23 protein-coding genes, 1 pseudogene and 1 riboswitch are annotated in these 22,488 nt (G+C 37.3%); of the genes and pseudogenes, 3 read left to right on the forward strand and 21 right to left on the reverse strand.

The genetic code is table 11. From position 1 onward, the window contains the following. Positions 1–54: 54 nt before the first annotated feature. Positions 55–468, reverse strand: coding sequence for a MarR family winged helix-turn-helix transcriptional regulator (locus A9178_RS01710; RefSeq protein WP_068672187.1), 414 nt, complete (start codon positions 466–468; stop codon positions 55–57). A gap of 97 nt (positions 469–565) precedes the next feature. Here A9178_RS01710 and A9178_RS01715 point away from each other — a divergent pair, with 97 nt between their 5' ends. Continuing rightward, a complete protein-coding gene (locus tag A9178_RS01715) occupies positions 566–1,612 on the forward strand; it encodes an NADH:flavin oxidoreductase/NADH oxidase (protein ID WP_068672188.1) in 1,047 nt (348 codons plus the stop codon). Positions 1,613–1,692: 80 nt separating this feature from the next. On the opposite strand, the gene A9178_RS01720 is transcribed toward A9178_RS01715, so the two are convergent. The 3 genes from A9178_RS01720 to A9178_RS01730 form a co-directional block, all read right to left on the reverse strand. Further along, on the reverse strand, positions 1,693–2,910 hold the full coding sequence (locus tag A9178_RS01720) for an MFS transporter (protein ID WP_068672189.1): 1,218 nt from the start codon (positions 2,908–2,910) through the stop codon (positions 1,693–1,695). Positions 2,911–3,284: 374 nt separating this feature from the next. After that, positions 3,285–5,381, reverse strand: a complete 2,097-nt coding sequence (locus tag A9178_RS01725; RefSeq protein ID WP_068672190.1) for a tetratricopeptide repeat protein — start codon at positions 5,379–5,381, stop codon at positions 3,285–3,287. Between the two features lie 352 nt (positions 5,382–5,733). Further along, positions 5,734–6,954 (reverse strand): hypothetical protein, encoded by a 1,221-nt coding sequence (locus A9178_RS01730; RefSeq protein ID WP_068672191.1) that lies wholly within the window; start codon positions 6,952–6,954, stop codon positions 5,734–5,736. 419 nt (positions 6,955–7,373) lie between these two features. On the opposite strand from A9178_RS01730, the gene A9178_RS01735 reads away from it, so the two are divergent. Then, a complete protein-coding gene (locus tag A9178_RS01735) occupies positions 7,374–8,651 on the forward strand; it encodes a Na+/H+ antiporter NhaC family protein (protein ID WP_068672192.1) in 1,278 nt (425 codons plus the stop codon). Between the two features lie 281 nt (positions 8,652–8,932). On the opposite strand, the gene aspA is transcribed toward A9178_RS01735, so the two are convergent. Together aspA and A9178_RS01745 are read right to left on the reverse strand one after the other, a co-directional pair. Further along, on the reverse strand, positions 8,933–10,348 hold the full coding sequence (gene aspA / locus A9178_RS01740) for an aspartate ammonia-lyase (protein ID WP_197482147.1): 1,416 nt from the start codon (positions 10,346–10,348) through the stop codon (positions 8,933–8,935). A gap of 68 nt (positions 10,349–10,416) precedes the next feature. After that, complete coding sequence (locus A9178_RS01745) at positions 10,417–11,421, reverse strand: asparaginase (RefSeq protein WP_068672194.1); 1,005 nt, start codon at positions 11,419–11,421, stop codon at positions 10,417–10,419. Positions 11,422–11,623: 202 nt separating this feature from the next. After that, positions 11,624–11,726: riboswitch (SAM riboswitch) on the forward strand. Positions 11,727–11,819: 93 nt separating this feature from the next. Between A9178_RS01745 and A9178_RS01750 the strand changes: the two genes are divergently transcribed. After that, complete coding sequence (locus A9178_RS01750) at positions 11,820–12,146, forward strand: hypothetical protein (protein WP_068672195.1); 327 nt, start codon at positions 11,820–11,822, stop codon at positions 12,144–12,146. A 162-nt stretch (positions 12,147–12,308) separates the two neighbouring features. Here the strand turns inward: A9178_RS01750 and A9178_RS01755 are convergent, their stop codons facing one another. The 15 genes and pseudogenes from A9178_RS01755 to A9178_RS01815 all read right to left on the reverse strand — a co-directional run bounded on the left by A9178_RS01755 (position 12,309) and on the right by A9178_RS01815 (position 22,374). Next, on the reverse strand, positions 12,309–12,950 hold the full coding sequence (locus tag A9178_RS01755) for a hypothetical protein (RefSeq protein WP_068672196.1): 642 nt from the start codon (positions 12,948–12,950) through the stop codon (positions 12,309–12,311). Between the two features lie 391 nt (positions 12,951–13,341). After that, positions 13,342–13,587, reverse strand: coding sequence for a glutaredoxin family protein (locus tag A9178_RS01760; RefSeq protein ID WP_068672197.1), 246 nt, complete (start codon positions 13,585–13,587; stop codon positions 13,342–13,344). 698 nt (positions 13,588–14,285) lie between these two features. Then, the gene (locus tag A9178_RS01765; RefSeq protein WP_068672198.1) at positions 14,286–14,585 is read right to left on the reverse strand and encodes a rhodanese-like domain-containing protein; all 300 of its coding nucleotides are present in this window, start codon (positions 14,583–14,585) and stop codon (positions 14,286–14,288) included. Positions 14,586–14,600: 15 nt separating this feature from the next. Continuing rightward, positions 14,601–14,960 (reverse strand): rhodanese-like domain-containing protein, encoded by a 360-nt coding sequence (locus A9178_RS01770; protein WP_068672199.1) that lies wholly within the window; start codon positions 14,958–14,960, stop codon positions 14,601–14,603. A gap of 43 nt (positions 14,961–15,003) precedes the next feature. After that, positions 15,004–15,300, reverse strand: a complete 297-nt coding sequence (locus tag A9178_RS01775) for a rhodanese-like domain-containing protein (protein ID WP_068672200.1) — start codon at positions 15,298–15,300, stop codon at positions 15,004–15,006. Between the two features lie 123 nt (positions 15,301–15,423). Then, a complete protein-coding gene (locus A9178_RS01780) occupies positions 15,424–16,203 on the reverse strand; it encodes a sulfite exporter TauE/SafE family protein (protein WP_068672201.1) in 780 nt (259 codons plus the stop codon). 52 nt (positions 16,204–16,255) lie between these two features. After that, positions 16,256–16,483 carry a sulfurtransferase TusA family protein gene (locus A9178_RS01785; protein WP_068672202.1) on the reverse strand — a complete coding sequence of 76 codons (228 nt, stop codon included), beginning with the start codon at positions 16,481–16,483 and terminating at the stop codon, positions 16,256–16,258. A 69-nt stretch (positions 16,484–16,552) separates the two neighbouring features. Further along, the gene (locus tag A9178_RS01790) at positions 16,553–17,680 is read right to left on the reverse strand and encodes an MBL fold metallo-hydrolase (RefSeq protein WP_068672203.1); all 1,128 of its coding nucleotides are present in this window, start codon (positions 17,678–17,680) and stop codon (positions 16,553–16,555) included. Positions 17,681–17,763: 83 nt separating this feature from the next. Next, entirely contained in the window at positions 17,764–18,159 is a 396-nt protein-coding gene (locus A9178_RS01795) for a DsrE/DsrF/DrsH-like family protein (protein WP_068672204.1), read from the reverse strand. Positions 18,160–18,172: 13 nt separating this feature from the next. After that, entirely contained in the window at positions 18,173–18,724 is a 552-nt protein-coding gene (locus tag A9178_RS01800; protein WP_068672205.1) for a sulfurtransferase TusA family protein, read from the reverse strand. A gap of 637 nt (positions 18,725–19,361) precedes the next feature. Further along, positions 19,362–20,648 carry an MFS transporter gene (locus A9178_RS01805; RefSeq protein WP_068672206.1) on the reverse strand — a complete coding sequence of 429 codons (1,287 nt, stop codon included), beginning with the start codon at positions 20,646–20,648 and terminating at the stop codon, positions 19,362–19,364. Positions 20,649–20,745: 97 nt separating this feature from the next. Continuing rightward, positions 20,746–20,877, reverse strand: coding sequence for a hypothetical protein (locus A9178_RS19470; protein ID WP_255376702.1), 132 nt, complete (start codon positions 20,875–20,877; stop codon positions 20,746–20,748). A gap of 12 nt (positions 20,878–20,889) precedes the next feature. Further along, positions 20,890–21,060 (reverse strand): annotated as a pseudogene (locus tag A9178_RS19270) (MFS transporter); the annotation flags it as partial. Positions 21,061–21,228: 168 nt separating this feature from the next. Beyond that, positions 21,229–21,687, reverse strand: coding sequence for a YbaN family protein (locus A9178_RS01810; RefSeq protein ID WP_369801941.1), 459 nt, complete (start codon positions 21,685–21,687; stop codon positions 21,229–21,231). A gap of 183 nt (positions 21,688–21,870) precedes the next feature. After that, positions 21,871–22,374, reverse strand: coding sequence for a type 1 glutamine amidotransferase domain-containing protein (locus A9178_RS01815; RefSeq protein ID WP_068672208.1), 504 nt, complete (start codon positions 22,372–22,374; stop codon positions 21,871–21,873). Positions 22,375–22,488 lie beyond the last annotated feature (114 nt).

The following is a 22,488-nucleotide window of genomic DNA, read 5'->3' on the forward strand; positions in this document are numbered from 1 at the left end:
TCTTATGTAGGAAAACGCCCTTAACTTGAAAAAAAGTCGTTCGTATTTGTCGTCTTATTCAACAAGCATCTTTATATTTTGTATATCTTTCTCACTCAGTTGCGACTGTAAGCAATCATTAATCAGCCTTTGCATCTCATGAATGAGTTGTTCTCCTTTTTTCATGAGAATGATATCAACGGATCGCTTATCATTGACATCCGGTTTACGTTCAACTAACGCGCCAGCTCGATAATGTTCCAGTCTTGTAACTAAGCGCGATAAAGCACTATGACTAAGCCCCACTTTTGGAACTAAATCCGATAACTTCATCTGCGTTTGTTCTGCTTGTGCCAAATAATACATCAAGTAAAATTCTTTTATTCCTAATTGGAATTGATTTTGGAGTATATAATCCATTGCTTTCAGTAGGCGTTCATGATATTTTGTCAAATTAATCCAGACATTAAATAACTCATTGTTATTCATGACAATAATCCTTTCCAATTCAATTTATTGACGTTATTATAACATAAGTTATATTATATGCATGTGCATACAAATGATAAGAGAGGAGTTTTTTATGATGAGTCTTTTATTCAGCCCATATACCATTAAAAATCTAAGGTTGAAAAATCGTATTGTTATGTCACCGATGTGTCAGTATTCAGTCACTAAAGAAGATGGTATCCCAAACGATTGGCACTTTGTTCACTATGTTTCAAGGGCAATCGGAGGAACCGGTTTAATTATTATGGAAATGACTAGTGTTACCCCTGAGGGCCGTATTACAAACGGCGACCTTGGTCTTTGGTCAGATGAACAAATACCACATTATCAACGACTTGTTACTGAAATAAAAAAATATGATACTAAGGTTGGTATTCAAATTGCTCATGCAGGAAGAAAAGCAGAAGATGCCGAGCAACCTGTAGGAGCTTCCGTTATACCTGTAGAAGTATTACCAGAGGAAACCATGAATGGTGAACTTACTCCGCCAAGAGCATTAACAAACCAAGAAGTGAAAGAAACAGTTCAGCAATTTAAACAAGCTGCTGAGCGAGCAATCAAAGCTGGTTTTGATACGATTGAATTGCACGGTGCTCATGGTTATCTGTTGCATCAGTTTATGTCACCAAGTATTAACAATCGTACGGATGAGTATGGAGAAGACCTAGCACTTTTTGGGGAAGAAGTGATAAAGGCGGTCAAAAGTGTCATGCCTCAAGATATGCCATTAACTATGAGACTTTCTGCCATTGAATATATAGATGGGGGTTATGATTTACCACACTCTATTGCTATGGCCAAACGTTTTAAAGAAGCTGGAGTAGATGTTTTTCATGTTTCAAGTGGTGGAGAAGGCCCTCCCGGAAAACGTAAACCACTGAATACACCGGGGTATCAAGTTCCATTTGCACGCGAGTTTAAAAAACAATTCGATCTTCCAGTTATCGCTGTTGGAAAATTGAGCAGTCCAGAGCTAGCAGAAGCAACAATTGCAAATGGAGATGCAGAACTTGTGGCGATTGCAAGGGGCATGCTTCATGATCCTTATTGGGCTTTACACGCAGAGAAGAAATTAACCCATAAAGTGAGTCCACCCTTTCAATATTCAAGAGGAATAAGATAATAAATTAAGAAGGTTCCTTATTAGGAACCTTCTTAACCTGACTCGTTCTATTTCTATACCTGCTTCCTTTTTAGTCCTTACTACGCAACTTCCGCAACATTGCTCTTTTCTTTTGCTTTGCCTTTTCCAAGACTCAACATGACAACAAAGGACACACAATATAAGATTGCTAGATAAATCATCGCCATAGCCATATTATAGTTTTCTAGCAAGAAACCAACGAGTATTGGTGAAAATCCGCCAACCGCTCTACCGGAGTTAAATATGGTATTTGTCGCTGTACTGCGAATTTGTACGGGATAAAAACTACTAATTAATGCTCCGTACCCTGCGAACATACCATTGGAAAAGAATCCTACAATGGCGCCGCCGATTAATACCCAGGCACTTCCTGTCGCATACGAGTATAAAAACACAGCACATGCGGACGCGATTAAGAATATGCCGTAAGCACGTTTCACACCAAACTTATCCATGAAAATCCCAAATGTTAGCATCCCGATAATCATTCCAACAGCTGTACTAATTGTCCAAAGCGCTGAATTAGATACTGATAAGCCTTGTGATTCCTGAAGCATCGATGGTAGCCAAATCATTAGCCCGTTGTACCCTGCGATTTGCACGGTTGCCATAATCGCTAATGAAATCGTTGTTAATGCTATACGAGGTGATGCAAATAGTTGAGCAATTTTCCCTTTTTCTTTGTTATTTCCTACCGTATTATCTTTTTGCACTTTTAACCATTCCGGTGATTCGTCTAAATTTTTACGAATTATAAAAGCAAATATGACCGGAATTGCTCCAACGAAGAACAATGCTCTCCATCCTAAAGTCGGTAGAATGATAGCACTTAAGAGCGCTGCTAAAATCACGCCATACTGCGCTCCAACACTTACATATGAAGAAGCTCTTCCCTGCTTATGCTTCGGCCACGCTTCTGCAACCAGCGCCATACCGATACCGTATTCCCCACCGGCACCAAGGCCAGCAATAAACCGATACATATATACTTCTTCTATGCTTGTCGCAAACCCTGTTAAAACTGTTCCAATTGCAAACAAGAAAATCGTATACGTAAAAATTCGAACCCTGCCAAATTTATCCGCCATGATTCCAAATATAATTCCACCTAGCAACATCCCAATATTCGTTATCGAAGAAATAAATCCACCTGTTGCAAAATCGATGTTAAAGTCTGCGACGATCATCGACATCGCAAAGGAAATAAACATAATATCCATGCCTTCTAATGTTAAACCAGTTACAGATGCTACCACTGTTTTTTTACGATAATCCATTGTTTTCCCTCCAGTTTATGTTCATTCTTCTCTTTTAGCTTGAGGGAACAGATCTCATCTACATAAAATGAATCCATTCTCTTTTCAAGTCTCACAGTACCTGATTTAAAAGAGCTTTTTTATTAGAAAACTTGGCATCCGCAAGCCTTTCGGTGGATGCCTTAGTTGCACTTATGCGGACAGGAAAGATTTTTATCCTTTCCCTACCGCTAAAAAATAAAATGCCCTTTCTGTCGAGAGACAAAAAGGGCATAGAAATAGAATCATCTTCTATATAAAATATCCGTGTCCTTTTTGGCCTCTCGGACCAGTTTAAAGGTTCCTTAATTTATATAATATCGTATCACGCTTATTTAAGTATTTCAATATAATTTTTAACTAATCCTATTCATTAACTCATATTGACGAAGTTTTAACTCGAACAAGGTGAGCGGATCTCGATAGATTTCAGGTTTTTCGCGCAATCTATTTAATGAATCGTTATGTTTTTCAATATCCACCTGCACTTCCTCTATTAAACTGTGAAGCTCTGTTTGTGGATTGGAGATAAATCTGTTAACATCCCACTTTATCGATTCCTCAAACAATTCTAATTGCTGTATAAATGAATGGATTATTTCCCCTGCTATTTCACTATAATCGGCATTTTCAATATAGTTTTTATATCTGCTATGGAGCATATCCTTATTTTTTGAAATGGAGCCTAACACTTTTCCTACACCTTTTAATAACAGTTGAGAAGGATTATTTCGTAACAATATATTCACCTTGTCAAAACGTAGCGCTCCTCTTGATATCCGTTCGATATCTCGTTTCCAGTCATCCAATACTTTAAAGTCACCCGACAATACCATTTTCTCTTCATGAAATTGTTGGTTCATACTTTTGGCTAATTCAGTACATCTATTTTGGCTGTCTTGGAACTCTCTTTCGCAATCCTCTATCCATTCCTCAAAGTTTTGTTTAAACTTGATTAGAACATCATTCTCCATGTAGTCCGCAATCCGCTTATTCATTTCTTCATTTAAGACAATATGGAGTTTGGAAAAATCACTGTCCTCCTTCACTAATTCAGAACAATTTCGAAGGATTTTAGGCAATTCCTTCTTAACATTATTGCTTACACTATTTTTTAATTTACGGAACGAATCTGCCATAATAGTGGCTTTTTCTTTTTCCATCTTACCTAACAGACTTTGAATATCATGCAGTTCTGTTAGGACTTCCTCGTTCCAATTAATTTCTTCTAAAATAACATTTTCCAATTCTACCTTTTGTTCCAACATAAATTCGATTGCAGCTTTAATCAAATTCCGTATTCTGGATGGACTTGCCACATCCATATTGAATTCATCTAGCATAGGCTTTATATATTCAGATAAATCTTCTAACAAACCTTCTTTCTCCGCCCATGATTTAATCGAATCGAAAAATTTCATTCCTTCTCGTCTGCCATTATGGTTAGGTGTTGAATTCTCAAAATGGTGTTCGGCCTCATGAATCAAAGTGGCAGCAAGCTCAGTTGGAAAAATCTCTTCCCAGGCAAGTATTGCGGTTGACGAAGCTAAAGTATCTGAAACAGAAGACAACTCAATCCAATTCGTTAAATGATTCTTTACTAAATTCGAAATATCCTCTATTAAAAGTCCTCCGCTAATTAAATAGAAATACGATTCTTCAAATAAGTTCGGAAGCTTCTTGCAAATATAAGAGGCTTCCATGCGATGATTCAATAGAAGTTGGTTAATCGCTTCTAGCCATGGAACATAAACGTCACTTTGCTTATAACTGTTCCACAATCCTTCCGTCAGACTTTCAAAACGGTATGGATCGATGTGTAATAATGTTACTAACACTTCATTAAAATAGTTTGGTTCAAAGTTAGATGTGAAACCTTGTCTAGCATATCCTTCTAAAATCTCAAACCATGAAAGAGATTCCGTTCGTATCGCCTCATTAACTGCAAGCTCTACCGCGTTATCCCAATCTTTGATATCCTCAAAATAAGTCTGAGCTATTTCTGTCACATTGGTATAATCTGGATTTAACTTAACAGCTTTTTTAAGGCTATTAACAGACTTTTCGTGTTGACCTTGTTGTATGTACAGTGAAAATAACTGTAGCAATACTTCCGACTTCAACTTAACGGATTCCGTTTGAACTTCCATATAAAATTTTTCTGCATGTTCCAATAATCCCATTTCCATATGGGTATCTGCTATATTTTTCTGAGCCCATGAAATGAATTGTTCGTCTAAAGGATATTGCCACTTATAAATCGCCGCTTCATAATCATGATTCAAGAAGTAAACTTCCCCTTGAGCAAAACGAATAGCGGATAGTTCTGGCCGTTCCTTTTGCATTTCCTCCTTGTACATCTCACCCAAAATCTTGATTGGGTGTTCTTCTTTGTTTGTATCTATAATCGTTTGATAATAGGATTTATTAATTAGTTCGTTCTCGGTTGACACGATAATCCCCCACATCATTTTTATTTTTTATGTGATTACAATTTTCTAGGATACATAATTAAAATGAATCTATCATTCTCGTACCAATCACCATTTTAACAGTAATATCACTTTTTACAATTTACTTCTCCTTGTTTTTCTATCATAAGGAATACAAATTGAGGATGGAATAGTTACTATTATTCATATTATGTATGGAGGAAAGGACATCGAGCCAGAGCTGAAAAAGATTAAGTGAATGATTAAGTGGAATCTATTAAGCATAATTTAGGGTCAGTCCCCTACTACGTTAAAACTCTAACGCAGTTGGAAACTAACCCTATCATGCTTTAATGTATAAAATTCCTTCCCATTACCAATTACCAAAATCCTCCGAAACCCGTGTAACCATCGAGTTATAATCATCCTTTTTGCTAACAGGGTACGTAATACGTAGATGATAAATAACATCATCTCTCAGCACACCTTTAACATATAGGATTTGATCCCCTTTCGTATAGGATAGAACATACCAATTATCACCAAGTCTCTCATACGCAATAGAACTGGATATATCTTGAAGTGTCCGATTGTAATAAGTTTCGATTGTTTCATTTTCTTCAAGGATATTGGCATGACCTCCATAAACTACAATCGTTGCTTCTCCATTGGAAAATTCTCTACCGTCATCATTGGTAGGCGGCTCTCCTTCTATAAAAGAAGTAGGATGTTCCACTGTAAATCCAAACCTTCCATTGATATATGTCTCATACGTAAAAGATTCTCCTTGTTCCGAATCCGGTTCCTCTTGTTCATAATCATAAACGATGCTCGTATCTTTTGAGCTAATGGCCATATAATAATTATCCATTTTAAATACATATGCTTTACCTGACGCTTCTTCAGAATGATACTCTTTTACAAATTCAGGTGATTCGTAAAAGGATTCCAGTAATTTTGCAGCTTCTTCTTTTGTAAGCTTAATATCCTTGCCATACAGTGACTCTGATTCCCAATGATTGATTTTCCAACCATTCTCTTCTTTAAGTAAACGAATTTTCCACAATATACCCATATTATCTATTTCTGTCGCTGGAGCTACCGCTGAAACAGATAGTTCATCTTCTTTTTTCTGTTCAATTGTAAACTGCGCATCATAGTTAATAAACGACGGTAGAAAAATTTGATCACATTCACAATAAAACTCTGTCGACACTTCTTTCAGCGTGGAATTTATAAAATCCTTTGTTGCGTAATTTGTAAAATCGAGTTTCATTTTTTCAAATTCAGCTGGATTCTCGAAACTCCAATGATGATCTTCTCCCGATTTGATAAACACATTCGTTATTTCATCAATATTTTCCTTTAAAATATCTCGGACTTCACTTTTATTTAATTTTACAACTTCTTCTTTTTTTATCCCTGAATTTGACTCTTTTTCAACCTCATTTGATGAATTTGTTTCTTCTGAAATCTCATCTTTTTCTGTCGAATCCGATTCTTCTTGAATTCCGTTGCTTGTTTGTTCTTGATTGGAACAAGCTGTAAACAACAAAAGTAAAAGTAATAAAAGAACCCCCAACGTACGCTTCATTTTCTTCCCCCTTAATATTAAAAAAGCATTTCGTAAATACAGGAAAATAATACCACTAAATTATACCAATTTTCTTATCTAGGTCATAGTACTTTAGGACATAACTCCTCGTACCATCGAGCTACATCAAGATACAATACATAACGATTTTGTTGATAAACAACTAAAAATCATGTACTCTTTATTAATGCAATAAAAAATAAGACCTTTTCTTCTTTTCAAGAAAGAGATACTGGTCCGATGAATCATTGGCGGTTGAACTTCTTGATTAAGTTTCTTTGTGAAATCCAGCAAGCTAGGCTGAGAGATAAGAGGAATTTTGTATAGATATGAGGCCTTATTGTTTTAAAATGAGGTCTTTTTTTCGGGTCATAGAATTAGACAAAGACGTATCCCGTTTTACTTTTTGGAGGTAGACAATGAAGAAAGGAAATCCATGGGCGCTGATCCCATTTGTTGTTTTTTTAATTTTATTTATCGGTTCAGGGATTATCGCAGGTGATTTTTATGCCTTTCCTGTTATTGTAGCCATTGCCATTTCAGGTGCTGTGGCTCTGGCAATGAACCAGAAAGAACCGTTCGCGAAAAAAGTTGATATTTTTTGCCAAGGCGCCGGAAACGTAAATGTCATGCTAATGGTCGTTATTTTCCTCTTGGCTGGGGCCTTTTCTGAGGCTGCAAAAGGCATGGGCTCGGTGGACTCCACGGTTAATTTTGCTTTATCGATCATTCCACAAAACCTGCTTGTCGTAGGCTTATTCATTATCGCCGGCTTTATCTCCCTATCCATGGGTACATCGGTTGGAACAATTGTTGCACTGGCACCAGTTGGAATAGGGATAAGTGAGCAAACCAATCTTTCCATGGCTTTAGTAATGGCAGCAATTATTGGCGGTTCGATGTTTGGCGATAATTTATCCTTTATTTCCGATACAACAATCACTGCGGTTCGTTCACAGGGCGCTCAAATGAAGGATAAATTTAAGGTGAATTTTTGGATTGTATTGCCCGCAGCTATTGTAACGTGCATTATTTTAGGGGCAATTACAATGGGTGAAACGGCACAAGTAGAGCATCTAAGCTATAATTGGGTAAAAATTCTTCCCTATGTTTTAGTTATTATTTTTGCGTTAGCTGGTATGAATGTTTTCCTTGTTCTGGCATCAGGGATTGTGCTCGCCGGGGCTGTTGGCTTAGCGGATGGCAGCTATAGTATTATGAGTTTTTTGCAAAAGATTGGTGAAGGAATGGTAGGCATGTATGAAATGGCCTTTCTTGCCATATTAATAGCTGGAATGGTAGAAGTTATTAAATTTAACGGTGGAATCGACTACCTGCTTCACCTTGTGACACGAAGAATTAAATCGAAAAAGGGTGCTGAATTTAGTATTGCCGGTCTTGTTGGCCTAACGGATTTATCAACTGCTAATAATACGATTGCTATTTTAATTGCCGGCCCACTTGCAAAAAACATTGCTGATCAGTATGAAATTGAGCCGCGGAAATCTGCAAGTCTATTAGATATTTTCTCCTGTGCGATCCAGGGCCTTCTACCATATGGGGCCCAGTTCCTGGCAGCTGCAAGCGTAGCCGGAATATCGCCAGTCAACATTTTGCAATACTCTTTCTATCCAATCCTCATAGGAATCTGCGGAATCATCGCAATCCTCATTGGATACCCAACAAAAGAGACATAGGGACAGTTCCTCGTCCCGGTTATCAAGACTGAACAAGAACAACTGCAGCAAACTATCCACTCGGGTAAGGTGCTCCTACCTGAAAACCTGCTTTAAATGATAACGAACATTACTTTAGTCCTTTGTCAGCATTCATTTGCGACAAAGGGCCTTTTTATTGGTCTTGAAATAATATTTAAGCATTGCTTGAAAACTTGACATTCGTAAACGTTACAGCGAATGCCAAGTTTTCTAAAGTAAGTCCTATTATGATTTTACAAATTGTTATCTACCTAAACTTTTCATTTTCCCAGCAATTCAGCCCCAGCTATTCCGGGATGCGTCATTTCATCTGGATTTAATATCAAATTTAACTCTTCTTCTGTTAATACACCAGACTTTAAACATAGTTCCCGGATTGGAGTCCCGCTTTGTATTGCCTCGTGTGCAATTCTGGATGCTTGCTCATATCCAATATGGGGGTTAACTGCAGTAATAAGTCCGGCACTCTTTTCAACGTACGCTTGCAATCTCTCTTCATTGGCCTCGATTCCTTTTAAGCAATTGTCTGTAAACGTATCGAAAGCATTATTCATCATCGTGATAGATTGTAGCAAATTAAAGACGAGTACAGGACCCATGACATTCAATTCTAGCTGTCCTGCTTCGGATGCAAGTGAGATGGTATGGTCGTTACCTATCACTTGGAATGCCACTTGATTAATCACTTCCGGTATCACTGGATTTACTTTTCCGGGCATGATGGAAGAACCAGGTTGCCTTGCAGGTAAACGGATTTCACCTAAACCAGCTCTTGGACCTGAAGCCATTAAACGTAAGTCATTCGCAATTTTTGACATATTAGTCATACAAACCTTCAATGCGGATGAGACTTCTGTATAAGAATCTGTGTTTTGCGTGGCATCGACAAGATGTTCCGCGCCAACTACCGGAAGACCGCTAATATCAGCAATGTAAGACACAACTAATTTGATATAACGGGGGTCCGCATTTAAACCGGTGCCGACAGCGGTTGCTCCCATATTTAATTCATATAAATGTTGGCGCGATTGTTTAATCCGTTTGATATCGCGTTCCACTACACGGCTATAGGCTGCAAACTCCTGACCAAGTCGAATTGGCACGGCATCTTGAAGATGGGTGCGTCCCATTTTAATGATAGGATCAAATTCTTTTGCTTTCAGCTGAAAAACAGAATGCATATGCTCCATCGTTGCTAATAACTTTTCCAATAGTTGGAGCACCGCAAGATGAATCGCCGATGGAACGGCATCATTCGTCGATTGTGACATATTGACATGAGTATTCGGGCTGCAATAGGAATAGTCCCCTTTTTCCTTTCCCATTAATTCAAGTGCGCGATTAGCAAGAACCTCATTTATATTCATATTGATGGAAGTTCCCGCCCCACCTTGAATAGGATCAACTATGATTTGATCATGCCACTTACCCTTCATCATTTCATCCGCAGCCTTGGCGATTGCTTTACCAACAGCCGAATCGAGCCGCTTCACGTCCATATTCGCAAGCGCGGCTGCTTTTTTTACAATAGCCATTGCCGTAATCAAATTTTCATGGATACGGTACCCTGTGATAGGGAAATTTTCAACCGCACGAATGGTTTGAACTCCATAGTAAACTTCAGTCGGAACTTCCTTTGTCCCTAGGAAGTCTTTTTCCATTCTCGTATGACTCATTGTGATTGACAACATTCTCACTCTCCTACATATATAAAAACCGTTCCTATTTTTTTAAAAAACAGGAGCTATTCGTTTTTTCCCAATTTAATAGTTAAATCCCCTGCCATTGATGTTTCCATAATCTCTTTGACTTTAGCTAAAGAATCCGTTTGTCCAAGCGCCCACATTAATTTGGCAACGATGGCTTCTGTGTTCATATCTCCGGCTAAGATAACTGGATGCTTGGAAGCCTTGCGTCCCACTTCATACAGCAGCAAATCCGCTCCTTCTTCTAGGCATTGAGTCGTAATGACAATAGCAATACCTTTTTCTGTCAGTTCCTTAACTTTTGCAAGCAGATCTCTTCCTAAAAAAGGCAACCCACCACTTCCAAAACTTTCAATAATAATGCCTTTATAGGACTTACTCAAGTAATCGAAAATCTCAGGTTTCACTCCAGGATACAATTTCATAACAAATACATCTGGGCATAAATCCGTATTATATACAAGCTTTTGTAGAGAGGGCTCTAATTTTTGGTGATAAGTCACTTCCCCTTCCTTGACATACGCAACATACGGAGAATTAATGCTCTCAAACGCATCGTAGCTTTTTGTCCGCATTTTAATCGCCCTCGTTCCTTGTATAACACGTCCATCAAAAACGACAAACACACCGCCAATATCCTCGCAGGCGAATCTTAGTGCATCTGCAATATTTTTCTCAGCATCGTTTTCCTTAAAACTGATTGGAACTTGTGAACCGGTCAAAACAACTGGTTTATCCAATCCCTGAAGCATGTAAGACAGTGCTGCCGACGTATACCCTAACGTATCCGTTCCGTGCGTAATCACAAACCCGTCATAATGTTCATAATTATTAAAAACGGACTCAGCAATTTTTACCCAATGCTCTGGCTGCATATTGGTACTATCTATACTCATTACTATTTTACTATCGATATTCATCTGGTCATGTATTTCTGGAAGGAAATACAGTAATTCCTTTGCAGTTAATTCCGGAGCAAGTCCCTCATCTCCGACCACAGAAGCAATTGTTCCACCAGTAGCTAACATTAATATTTTCTTCATATGCAATCTCTCCATAGTCATTCGCCAGAAATGCGTAATTATAATTTTTATAAATGTATTACTCTAAAATAATATAACATACTAGCGGGACATAGGGACAGGTTCCTCGTCCCAAAATGTTTCTTCAAGATCTGCTACCTTGCTCATTATATTTTCGTATGCATTTTTCCTCGATCTATGGTAAAATACAACTAAATCAATAAGGTTATCAAGAGTGAACGAGAGTCCTGGCTCAACGACTTCACAGCAACCTACCCCAAGGGTAAGGTGCTCCTACCAGCAAAGCTTGCTTTGAATGATAACGAACGGTGCTTTAGCCCTTTGTATGCATTCATATGCTGCAAAGGGCTTTTTCATTGGTCTTGATACCTATTGATAAACAATAGGAGGTTATACAGATGAATACAACAGGATTTATTCGTGGTTATATGGCCAAAAATCTGGAAGGAGAAAAATTTTTAAATCATGTAATCGAGGTCATTGAAAAACAACTTCAAGAGTGGAATGAAAACTATAAAATCGAGGTAACTAAAACGGAAGGCTACAGCCTATCTGTCCAAGATAGTACGCAAACTGCAAAAATATCCATTTCCAATTCTTTGTTAGAATCGCTTCAGCTTCAATCGCCTTACTCCTTGGACCGATATATTTGGATTGAACTAAAGGAAAACGGAGTGGAAATTGGAGATGCGAATGATAATTACTTAGATTATGTATTTAGGTAAGTAGCGGGATTTTCCCGCTACTAATAAACGCCCTTAGTAACAAACATTCAACCTTTAAGTCATTGCCGTTAAATAAGGTGTGTAAAAAACCACTTACTAATTTGCAAGTGGGTTAATCCATGTGTTATTTTGAACGGGTGTCTAAAAACATTATCAATCTATTTATCTCTGTTTTGAAGGAAAAATCGTATAGGACCATGAATATATAAAATCGATAATAAACACTAATCCCCAAACCATAGAAATCCCATATAACGTTTCATTGGAGTATGGTGTTTCTTCAACATTTTCAGTACCTACCCACGATAAGTCTGTTAAATAGGCTAACGCTTGTTCCATACTATCTAGGCTATAAGACAAAAATATCAATTGTGCAATCATAAAAAGCAGAAAATGAATCATAGAACTATAACGATATTTTTTAGCAATATACCTAGGATCCTTTTGTTTCTTTATCACGTATTTATCTCTTTCCGTCAGTAGATCTATTCCTCGCCAATTCCCTATTTTTAAACGCATCCAACGATCAAGCTTCTTGAAATCACTAATCCCAAACGTACAGGCATAAATAAGAAATATCGTAATGATGATTTGAAATGTAGAAAATTCACCTGTTTCCATATAAATAAAAAATGCTAAACCAGCTTCCAAGAATAGTAATAAAATAAAAACAAATAAAAAAGATAAGCTTAATTTCTGTTTGTTAAATCCATAACGAACAATACCAAATAACAAAATGAAAACTACTGATAAAACTTCCACTAAAATAAATATTTCCCACTGGTATCTCAAAATAACATCCATTTTTACTTCCACCCTTTATATATAAAGTCCATACATATCCGAAGTATATAGTTACATCATATATATGTCAATGATTAAACTGAAAATTCTGATAACCCACTTTTAACATATTACATACGAAAATTTCCCTGTTAAAAATTTTTTTAATCGAAAAACAGTGTGGAAATCAACATATCGCACTTTTTGTATCAATAGCTCAAAGTATAGTAATTTAAAAATTTTGATTTAGAAAAAAATCGAATACTATAATCTTTATGCTTTAGCATTCGAATAGAAATCCTATTTCTGCTTTACACCGCAAGAACCGAATACTTATTATTAAGCGTTTTAACAATGCTGCCTATGTAGTATTACAGGGGGATTTTAAAAGCAAAAGAATATAGCTTTTCAGCTAATTAGTCTCAGTACTTAACACTTCTAGCATACGAACTGGATCAAATCCAAAAACCCACTCCCCATTAATGTTTGTTTGAGGAACAGTGAATCTTCGCGTTTTTCCAATCAGTTTTATCATCACTATTGGATTAAGGTCCACATTAATTTCTTTATAGTCTATATTCATATTGGTCAAAAAGTCCCTAACCATACCACATACCGGACACATTGTGGTGGTATAAAGTATTACATCTTCATTCATACTGCATAGCCTCTATTTCAAATATTTATTTTAGAAAAGCAGTCCCGTCATTGGTGGGACTGCTTATGGTATTACCTACTTTTATTAAAACTGACACTGCAAATCAAAAAAAAATTCTCTTTTTAAGTTTCTTCAAGTGATTGAATAAACTAATTAAAAATCGTTCAAGTGAGCGGTGGTAACATTTATGTTGTGCGTGCAACATGATTCAAACTTTAATTAGCACTTTCGACTATGGAAGTTTACTCTCGGTCGAATTCAACCTCTTTTCATAACCTCTCGACCGTGACAGAGCTTCTCTCGGTAGAGTTCAACCTCTTTTCATGTCTTCTCGACCGTGACAGAGCTTCTCTCGGTAGAGTTCAACCTCTTTTCATGTCTTCTCGACCGTGACAGAGCTTCTCTCGGTAGAGTTCGACCTCTTTTCATGTCTTCTCAACCGTGATAGATCCTCTCTCGGTAGAGTTCGACTTCTTTTCATGTCTTCTCAACCGTGATAGATCCTCTCTCGGTAGAGTTCAACCTCTTTTCATGTCTTCTCGACCGTGACAGAGCTTCTCTCGGTAGAGTTCGACCTCTTTTCATGTCTTCTCAACCGTGATAGAGCTTCTCTCGGTCGAATTCAACCTCTTTTCATGTCTTCTCGACCGTGATAGAGCTTCTCTCCGTAGAGTTCAACCAATAAAAGCTCCACCGCTTTACTCGGTATTACCACTCCAGTTATTCATTCCACCAACCATATCCTCAACCTTATAGCCTAATGCTTCGAGAATTCCACAAGCAGCTTTACTACGGTTACCAGATTGGCATGTGATAATATAAGTTTGATTCTTATCTAATTCACCCTTGCGTAAAGCAAGTTGACCTAATGGAATATGCCTTGAACCGGGGATTTTACCGGTAACTACTTCGCTAATTTCACGAACATCAATAACCGTTACTTCTTCCCCATTCTGAATACGTTCAGCTACCTCTTCTGGTGTTACTTTATTCGCCACGGTCTTCCACCTTTCTTATAGCCAAGCACTCATGCCACCCTTAACATTGTAGATCTTATCAAAGCCTTGTTTCTTAAGAAATTTTGCCGCCTTTGCACTTCTCATTCCACTTTGACAGATAACAACGACCTCTTTTTCCTTATCCAGTTTATCTATTTTGTTACCCAAATTTGATAAAGGAATATTTTCAAAAGGTTTGCGGTGATTTGCTTTATATTCACCAGGCGTACGAACGTCAATAAATTGTACTTTGTTATCCTTGAATTTATCTTTTGCTTCTTGAACACTTATATTCGTAATGCCTTTAACTGGCATAAATCGATTAATTAAAAATGCAATAACGATAATTAAAAATATCCATTGTATGATATCCATTATTATGCTCCTATTTCGTGATAGTTTAATAGAAATGAAGTATTTACTCTATTTCTCCTTCCCAGTCAAGCATGCCCCCTACCATATTTGTCACATCATAACCATTTTGGATTAATAATTGACATGCATTACCACTTCTACCACCTGAGCGGCATACCATGAAGTAATGTTCATTTTTATTTAACTCATCTAGGCGTTCCGGAATTTGGGCTAGTGGGATATGTTTTGCGCCACGGATTTTACCAGTAGCGACTTCCTCATCTTCTCTAACGTCAATAATATTCAGTTTTTCACCTGAAGCTAACTTTTGTTCTAATTCTTTTGCTGTAATTTCTTTCATTTTAAATACCTCCAATTACTTAATTTTAATATGAATTACATGGACTTATCTATATTTTAAAAGTAAATCTATCACTTTGTTAAAAAAATTTCTGTATAATGACTTCTCTTTGCAACATGTCACCTACATTAAAATATCAAACCAAATCTTCATTGCAGTACCCGCAATCATCAGCGCTAATACAACTTGTAAAATTCGTGTATTCGTCTTTTTGCCAACTTTTGCCCCAAGTGGTGCTGCTATGAAACTCGCTATAATCATAATTAACGCCGGCCAAAAATCTACTTGGCCAGTAACAAGTTTACCAATACTTCCCCCAATAGAAGAAATAAATGTAACGGCTAGACTTGTTGCAATGGTCATGCGTGTTGGTATGTGTAGTATCGTTAACATGATAGGTACGAGTAAGAATCCTCCTGCTGCACCAACGATTCCTGAACCGATTCCAACGATTAACGCTAGTATTGCTGCCAGTGGCTTATTAAATGTCACTTCATCTAGTCGCTTATCATCTACTTGCTTTCTCGGAACAAACATCATGACAGCGGCAATTAATGCCAAAATGCCATAAACAACATTAACAGCCTCTTCTGATAATAGACTTGATCCATAGCTACCGATAAGACTACCAATAATAATAGCTCCGCCCATATATAGAATCAGTTGTTTATTTAAATAACCACCTTTACGGTATGCCCATACCCCTATAAGCGAACTAAATAAAACTTCTATAGCACTAATACCCGAAACCTCATGCGCTGTAAAAGCCGCCAATCCAAACATAGGTGGGATATACAGCAACAATGGATATTTAACGATTGCCCCGCCAATTCCTAACATTCCCGATAAAAATGAACCTATAAAACCAAGGCCAAAAATGACAATAAAAAACGTCAGATCCATTCGTATATCCTTCTTTCTATCTAATGAAAGTCATTACTACTCGCCTATTTAATTATGCTTTTTGAATATGGAAGATAATAACATCAGCTTCTTCTCTTTGATTGATTATGGAGTGACCTCCCGATTTTGCCCATGCTGGAATATCATTTAATGCACCTTTATCTGTTACTTGTACTTCTAATACTTCACCAGTATTAATAGCATCCATTGCTTTTTTCGTTCTAACAATTGGCATTGGACATGCTAATCCTTTTGCATCTAATGTTTTTGTAATGTTCATTTGATTTACCTCCACTGTAGTTTTTTTCTAAACTGCGCCTTTTCTTGATTCAACGCTGATTAACTTCAATTAGCGAACCGCACAACGATTTGGTCCAATTTCCATTTCGGTTTGTTCGTCATGATCAGGAGTAATTTTCCCCATGTTTACTTGACGAATTTTTTCATATGCATTTGGCTGTGGTGGTAGATTATCTGTAACCGTACGACGGAATTCTTCTTCGTCCTCGATGTTAAGACCATGGTTTTGTTTAAATAGGTCTCCTAGTCTTCTAGCTACGGTACCATCTTCATTTAATTCATCAATAATCATGAAATGTGCAGGTAATACTACTAAGTCTACTGCTAGTTCACGATAACGGGAATATAATGTTTCTCGTAGATCACCAACCCAATCTTCTGCAAGTCCTGCTAAATCTGGACGACCAATAGAGTCGATAAATAAAATATCACCTGTTAATAAAAATTGATTGTCAATAACAAATGAAGTAGAACCAATCGTATGACCAGGTGAGTATAGGGCATTTACATCAATTTGAGATGAACCAATCGTAACATGTAAGCCATCTGTTAATGCTGTATAATCAAACACTACTTCAGTCGCATCTTTTGGTGGTAAATAGTAGGTTGCGCCTGTTGCTGCAGCAATTTGACGTCCACCTGAAATATGATCTGCGTGTAAATGTGTATCAAAGACATGTTTAATTTCCACACCCTTAACTTTCGCAAAGCTTGTAAATACATCCGTGAAGCGAACTGCATCAATAATTGCAGCTTCCCCTTCCGAAATCACCATATAGGATAGGCAACCTTTACCAAGGCGAACAAATTGGTATAGTTCACCACCATTTTCTAAATCAGCCACTTTGATTGGTTCTAAGTAGCTACTCCAAGCCTTCATTCCACCTTCAAGATAGGCTACTTCACGTCCCTCTTCTGATAACATTTCAGCTACCATAATAGAAGATCCTTCTTTCGCACATACGACTAGAACTTCTTTATCCATTGGAAGCTTAGGTAGGATTTCTTCTACACCATCTAATAATTCAAAGTAAGGAATATTTAAATACTCAAATTTATGTCCTTCTATTTTCCAATCGTTAAAAGCATCTGGATTACGTACGTCTAAAATAAATAATTCTTCATTATCAATTACTTTTCGAGCTACTTTTGCTGCAGTCCATTTATTTACAGTCATTTAAACAATTACCCCCTTAGGTATATTTCTGTTAATTTTTTTGCAGTGGAGAATCCCCCACTGCATGATGTTTTTCAAATCAATTAGAAAGTTAATGTCGGTGCTGCATCTTTCGCATATTCTAGGAATGTTACCGCTCCACCAACTTCGATTCCATCCACGAAATCTTCTTTCGTAAGACCCATAACATCCATAGTCATTTGGCAAGCAATAAATTTAACCCCAAGCTCTTGAGCCATCTCTACTAGTTGTGGAATAGTAGGAACGTTTGCTTTTTCAAACCCTTCAGCAAAATGTTCTTTACCTGCTGGCATTTCTAATGCATGCATTCCTTGTTTGTGAATTAAGTTTAATCCTTCAAAAGTGAAAAAGATTTGTACCTCTTTTTCTGAAGCTGCTGCTGCCGTTGCGATATTGAATACTTTGTATGCATCAAACATTCCACCGTTTGCTGCGATAATTGCTACTTTATTTGACATAATTAAATTCCTCCTAGACTTCTTTTGATATTTTACCGTTCCACTCATTCATACCTGGTAGAACGTTATAAACTTTCGTAAAACCATTGTTAGCTAAAAGTTGTGCCGCCAAATCAGAACGTCTTCCTGTACGGCAAATCACATATAATTCTTTCTCTTTATCCAATTCGTCCATGCGAGATTCTAATTCTCCCATTGGAATAGAAATGGCACCTTCCATATGACCAAATGCATATTCCGCTGCTTCGCGTACATCTAGAATGAATCCATCACGTGATTCCAGTTCGTCAAGTGACACAGTGTGTTCAAATGTTTTTTCCACTTCCAGCTCATTCGAACCTTTGCGAATGTAATGGTAGAGTACTTCGCCATCTTCCACTGTTCCTAAATATTGGTGTCCGACAGAACTTGCCCAAGCAGCTAAATCTGCTTTTGACCCTTTGTCAGTTGCTTGAATTTCCAATACTTGACCTTCTTCCAAATCAGTGATTGCTTTTTTTGTTTTTACAATCGGCATTGGACATGCAAGACCTTTTGCATCAAGCTGAAGATTTGTTTGAATCATACAATTACCCCCCAAGGTATTATTTCAACTAAAAAAAATGAATGGTTGATATTTATTTAAATATTTTCCACTGATTTCATCCGTGTAAATCAACTACATGTCTTATAATATACCCCAAGGGGTAAAAAGTCAACCCTATTATCGATATTCTTTTTACCGTTCATTTAATCGCAACAGACATCGTTTTTTTTCCAGCTTTCTAGCTCTTTCCCATCATATCTTACTAGATAATTTTAAAATTTGGTTAGGGGAATAGTAAAGTGAAACTCATTCAGTCGGGGTTTTCTTTCATCCCACCAACTGAATGATAGTTGAGCTTATCAGGGCGCTACTGGCTGTTGTCCCCCACTTAAATTTCTTGGTTTTACTCGACTTTTGAAGTGGGGGTCTTACGAGGCACAAAACATTACAGTGGGACGAGTAATCGGAGTCCCAGGACGTGCGAGTGCTGACATTGCAATAGGACATTGCGCTTATAGTCAGCCAAGCCAGCCAGTTAAGACGTGATAAAAAGAGACCATGATAATTCTTAAAAAAATATTTAATGCTAGAATGTGTTTATTTTCATAGATTAATTCCCAAATATGAAAAAAACCTCATAAGTGTTGGCAATCAACATTTATGAAGTTTCATAAACTTATTCCATTTCTTTCTTATTTTGTTTACGTAACACGATTAAAATTACTGGAACTAGTAATAAAGAAACGAAGCCACTTCCTAACGATAGAACAGTAAAGCTTGAACCTGCTACGATCATACCAGATAAAGCACCGCCAGCAGCACCGGACAATGCGATAAGAACATCAACCGTACCCTGAACTTTTGCCCGATTGGTTGGTGTAGTACCATCAACGATAAGTGCTGTTCCACTGATTAAACCAAAATTCCAACCTAGTCCTAAAAGAATTAAAGCTACAGTTAGCAGAACAATTGATTCCATAGGAGCAAAAGCAGCAAGTAATCCAGCTAGTAATAGAGTTATACCTGAGGCAATTCCCATTACCTTTCGTCCAACTTTATCTACAAGAACTCCCGTAACAAGTGACGGCAAATACATGGCCCCAATATGAAAGCCAATAACTAATCCTACTGCCGAGAGCCCGTGGCCGTGTTCCTCCATGTGTACTGGAGTCATCGTCATAACAGCAACCATCACAATTTGCGTCACTACCATAACTGTTGCACCAATGGTTATCGTTCGTTGATTCAGTTTTGAATCATTCACTGTTTGATGATTTGTTTTCTCTTCGTTCTCATCCTTACTTTTTGAGATTGCTTGTGCAACTTTAAGTGGATCTGGGTGAAGCAAAATAAGAAACACTAACCCAGCCAACAGAAATGCAGCACCAGCTAAAATAAATGGTCCTGCTAATGCTGGTACACCAATTGACAACGCGAAATTACCCATAACATCCACTAGGTTTGGCCCTAATACAGCACCAAATGTTGTGGATACCATTGCCATACTAATGGCAGTAGCACGTTGCTTGTCACTAGCTAAATCCGTTCCAGCATAACGAGCTTGTAAATTCGTAGCTGTACCTGCACCGTAAACTAATAAGGCGATAAAAAGAAGTACAACATTATGAAAGATAGCGGCAAGCACAACACCTACTGCACCTAAGCCACCTGTGATAAAACCTGATGCAAGGCCAATACGACGACCATAGCGTTGAGAAAGATTTCCGACAATCAACGCTGCCCCCGCCGAACCTAACGTAAATAATGCAATAGGTAAACCAGCTAGTGTATTAGAACCTAACATATCTTCAGCAAGTAAAGCACCTACTGTAATACCGGCTGCTAGACCAGCCCCACCAAGGATTTGAGCAATTATAATAATAACTAATGTACGTTTGTACAGTTGTTTTTGTTTTTCAGGATTATCTATATAGCTTTGAATTTCATCTATATGTTTATCCATATCTTATATCCCTCCTAAAGCAATCCACCAACATACCCCTATGGGTACATCAGGAACATACTTCATTATATATTTACGCAAGAAATTTTGCAACATGTTATTTAGCTTTATGAATTGAAGTTGGATTTGCAGCGTCGGAAAAGATGTTGTTGCTTTTATAGTAGCTTCTATGTACATTTACTGCTTGATTATCTTGTTTTTTATTATCTTTTACTTGTTCCGGTAACATTTAGCATAGCCCTAGTAAGAAACCAACAAATATTGGCAAAAATCCCCTAACCGCTCTACCAAAGTTAAAAATAGTATTTGTCGCTGTACTGAGGGTTTGTACTGGATAAAAACTACTGCTTATTAATGCTCCGTAGCTCGCAAACATACCATTTGAAAAGAATCCTACGATGGCCCCACGGATTTCGAGTAGGCGATATAATTACTAACCATACCTTTCACAGTGCCAATATGTACGGACGCACCTAATACATGTAGCCCTTTCAGACGTATATGATCTAAACTATAATACCTCCCACTCCTATTGTTATTTAAAAAATGTTCCATGTAAAAAACCTCACAAGCCCTAGATTCAGCTAGTGAGGTTTGTATGTTGTCGATTACGTAAGGCATTTCTAATATTTTTAGCCTCTTCAGGAGTAATCGTTGGTATTTTCATAATGAAGTAGTAATGTTTAATCATACAAAGAACAATCATCATGATTTTGACAAATAGAAAGTCCACATATATAACAGAAAATAAAATAAAGGAATCGGCAATTAGGTTAATGCGAATTTTTTCTTTTCTTGTCATACCTTTATTTTCCCGAATTCGTACTACATATTCCATGTAAAAAGCCGTGCCCTTGAACCAATTTTCCACCCGTTTGGAACTTCTAGCAAAGCAAAAGGCTGCAAATAAGAAAAACGGGCCTCCCGGAAGTACAGGTAGTACTACACCAGCTACACCGATTCCGAACGAAATAAAGCCTAAAACAACGAATATGAAGCTTTTTATTTTTCTTATGGTAATCCACCTTACCTTATTTATGTTCTTGCATTACTGCTATAGACATGATTGTACACGGAATTTGACTTTAAATCAAAGGAAGAGAAAGTGGTATTTTATTACATTTTCCTTCATTGTTTAGTGTCGGACCTACTAACGCTTACTACTATTGTAGTTTAAAAAAGGGCCCTTCCAAAACAGAAGAACCCCCCAAGAAAAACAGTCTTATAATTTATTTAAAATTTCTTTAATAAATGCTGGCTCATCCTTTGGTGTACGAGAAGTGATAATATTTCCGTCCACCACTACCTCTTGGTCCATAAAGTTAGATCCAGCATTTTTCAAATCATCACGGATTCCGATAAATGAAGTTGCTTTTACCCCATTTAGAATGGATGCACTAATCATTACTTGCGGGCCATGACAAATACCAGCTATCACTTTGCCTTGTTCATTTGCTTGTTTTACGAATTCCACTACTTTGTCATTTACTCGAAGTGCCTCTGGTGCTGATCCACCAGGAATAATAACTGCATCATATTCGTCAGCCTTCACTTCGCTTATAGAAAGGTCGGAAGTATAAACCGCTCCTTTCTTTCCTTTAAGTTCAGCTCCTTTTACAAGACCTACAACAACGGTTTTGTGGCCTGCCTCATTCATTGCATCATAAGGGTTTTTCATCTCCGAGTCTTCATAACCATCAGCAAGTAAAAAGCATACATTTGCCATTTTGTATCCTCTCCTATGTCATTTGGATTTAATTATATTTTAAATGATTCTTAAGGGCACTTCAATCAAAGTGATGCCTTGGAATAATACATGTCTTTTTCGTAAGCAAAGAAA

Origin of the sequence: Oceanobacillus sp. Castelsardo, assembly GCF_001659985.1 — a bacterium.
In the GTDB taxonomy this organism is placed as follows: Bacteria; Bacillota; Bacilli; order Bacillales; family Amphibacillaceae; genus Oceanobacillus.

Bases quoted from the DNA above. Each gene is read 5' to 3' on its own strand.
- A9178_RS01710 (WP_068672187.1), bottom strand. From the start codon at position 468: ATGAATAACAATGAGTTATTTAATGTCTGGATTAATTTGACAAAATAT.
- A9178_RS01715 (WP_068672188.1), top strand. From the start codon at position 566: ATGAGTCTTTTATTCAGCCCATATACCATTAAAAATCTAAGGTTGAAA.
- A9178_RS01720 (WP_068672189.1), bottom strand. From the start codon at position 2,910: ATGGATTATCGTAAAAAAACAGTGGTAGCATCTGTAACTGGTTTAACA.
- A9178_RS01730 (WP_068672191.1), bottom strand. From the start codon at position 6,954: ATGAAGCGTACGTTGGGGGTTCTTTTATTACTTTTACTTTTGTTGTTT.
- A9178_RS01735 (WP_068672192.1), top strand. From the start codon at position 7,374: ATGAAGAAAGGAAATCCATGGGCGCTGATCCCATTTGTTGTTTTTTTA.
- aspA (WP_197482147.1), bottom strand. From the start codon at position 10,348: ATGAGTCATACGAGAATGGAAAAAGACTTCCTAGGGACAAAGGAAGTT.
- A9178_RS01745 (WP_068672194.1), bottom strand. From the start codon at position 11,421: ATGAAGAAAATATTAATGTTAGCTACTGGTGGAACAATTGCTTCTGTG.
- A9178_RS01750 (WP_068672195.1), top strand. From the start codon at position 11,820: ATGAATACAACAGGATTTATTCGTGGTTATATGGCCAAAAATCTGGAA.
- A9178_RS01755 (WP_068672196.1), bottom strand. From the start codon at position 12,950: ATGGATGTTATTTTGAGATACCAGTGGGAAATATTTATTTTAGTGGAA.
- A9178_RS01760 (WP_068672197.1), bottom strand. From the start codon at position 13,587: ATGAATGAAGATGTAATACTTTATACCACCACAATGTGTCCGGTATGT.
- A9178_RS01770 (WP_068672199.1), bottom strand. From the start codon at position 14,960: ATGGATATCATACAATGGATATTTTTAATTATCGTTATTGCATTTTTA.
- A9178_RS01775 (WP_068672200.1), bottom strand. From the start codon at position 15,300: ATGAAAGAAATTACAGCAAAAGAATTAGAACAAAAGTTAGCTTCAGGT.
- A9178_RS01780 (WP_068672201.1), bottom strand. From the start codon at position 16,203: ATGGATCTGACGTTTTTTATTGTCATTTTTGGCCTTGGTTTTATAGGT.
- A9178_RS01785 (WP_068672202.1), bottom strand. From the start codon at position 16,483: ATGAACATTACAAAAACATTAGATGCAAAAGGATTAGCATGTCCAATG.
- A9178_RS01790 (WP_068672203.1), bottom strand. From the start codon at position 17,680: ATGACTGTAAATAAATGGACTGCAGCAAAAGTAGCTCGAAAAGTAATT.
- A9178_RS01795 (WP_068672204.1), bottom strand. From the start codon at position 18,159: ATGTCAAATAAAGTAGCAATTATCGCAGCAAACGGTGGAATGTTTGAT.
- A9178_RS01800 (WP_068672205.1), bottom strand. From the start codon at position 18,724: ATGATTCAAACAAATCTTCAGCTTGATGCAAAAGGTCTTGCATGTCCA.
- A9178_RS01805 (WP_068672206.1), bottom strand. From the start codon at position 20,648: ATGGATAAACATATAGATGAAATTCAAAGCTATATAGATAATCCTGAA.
- A9178_RS19470 (WP_255376702.1), bottom strand. From the start codon at position 20,877: ATGTTACCGGAACAAGTAAAAGATAATAAAAAACAAGATAATCAAGCA.
- A9178_RS01815 (WP_068672208.1), bottom strand. From the start codon at position 22,374: ATGGCAAATGTATGCTTTTTACTTGCTGATGGTTATGAAGACTCGGAG.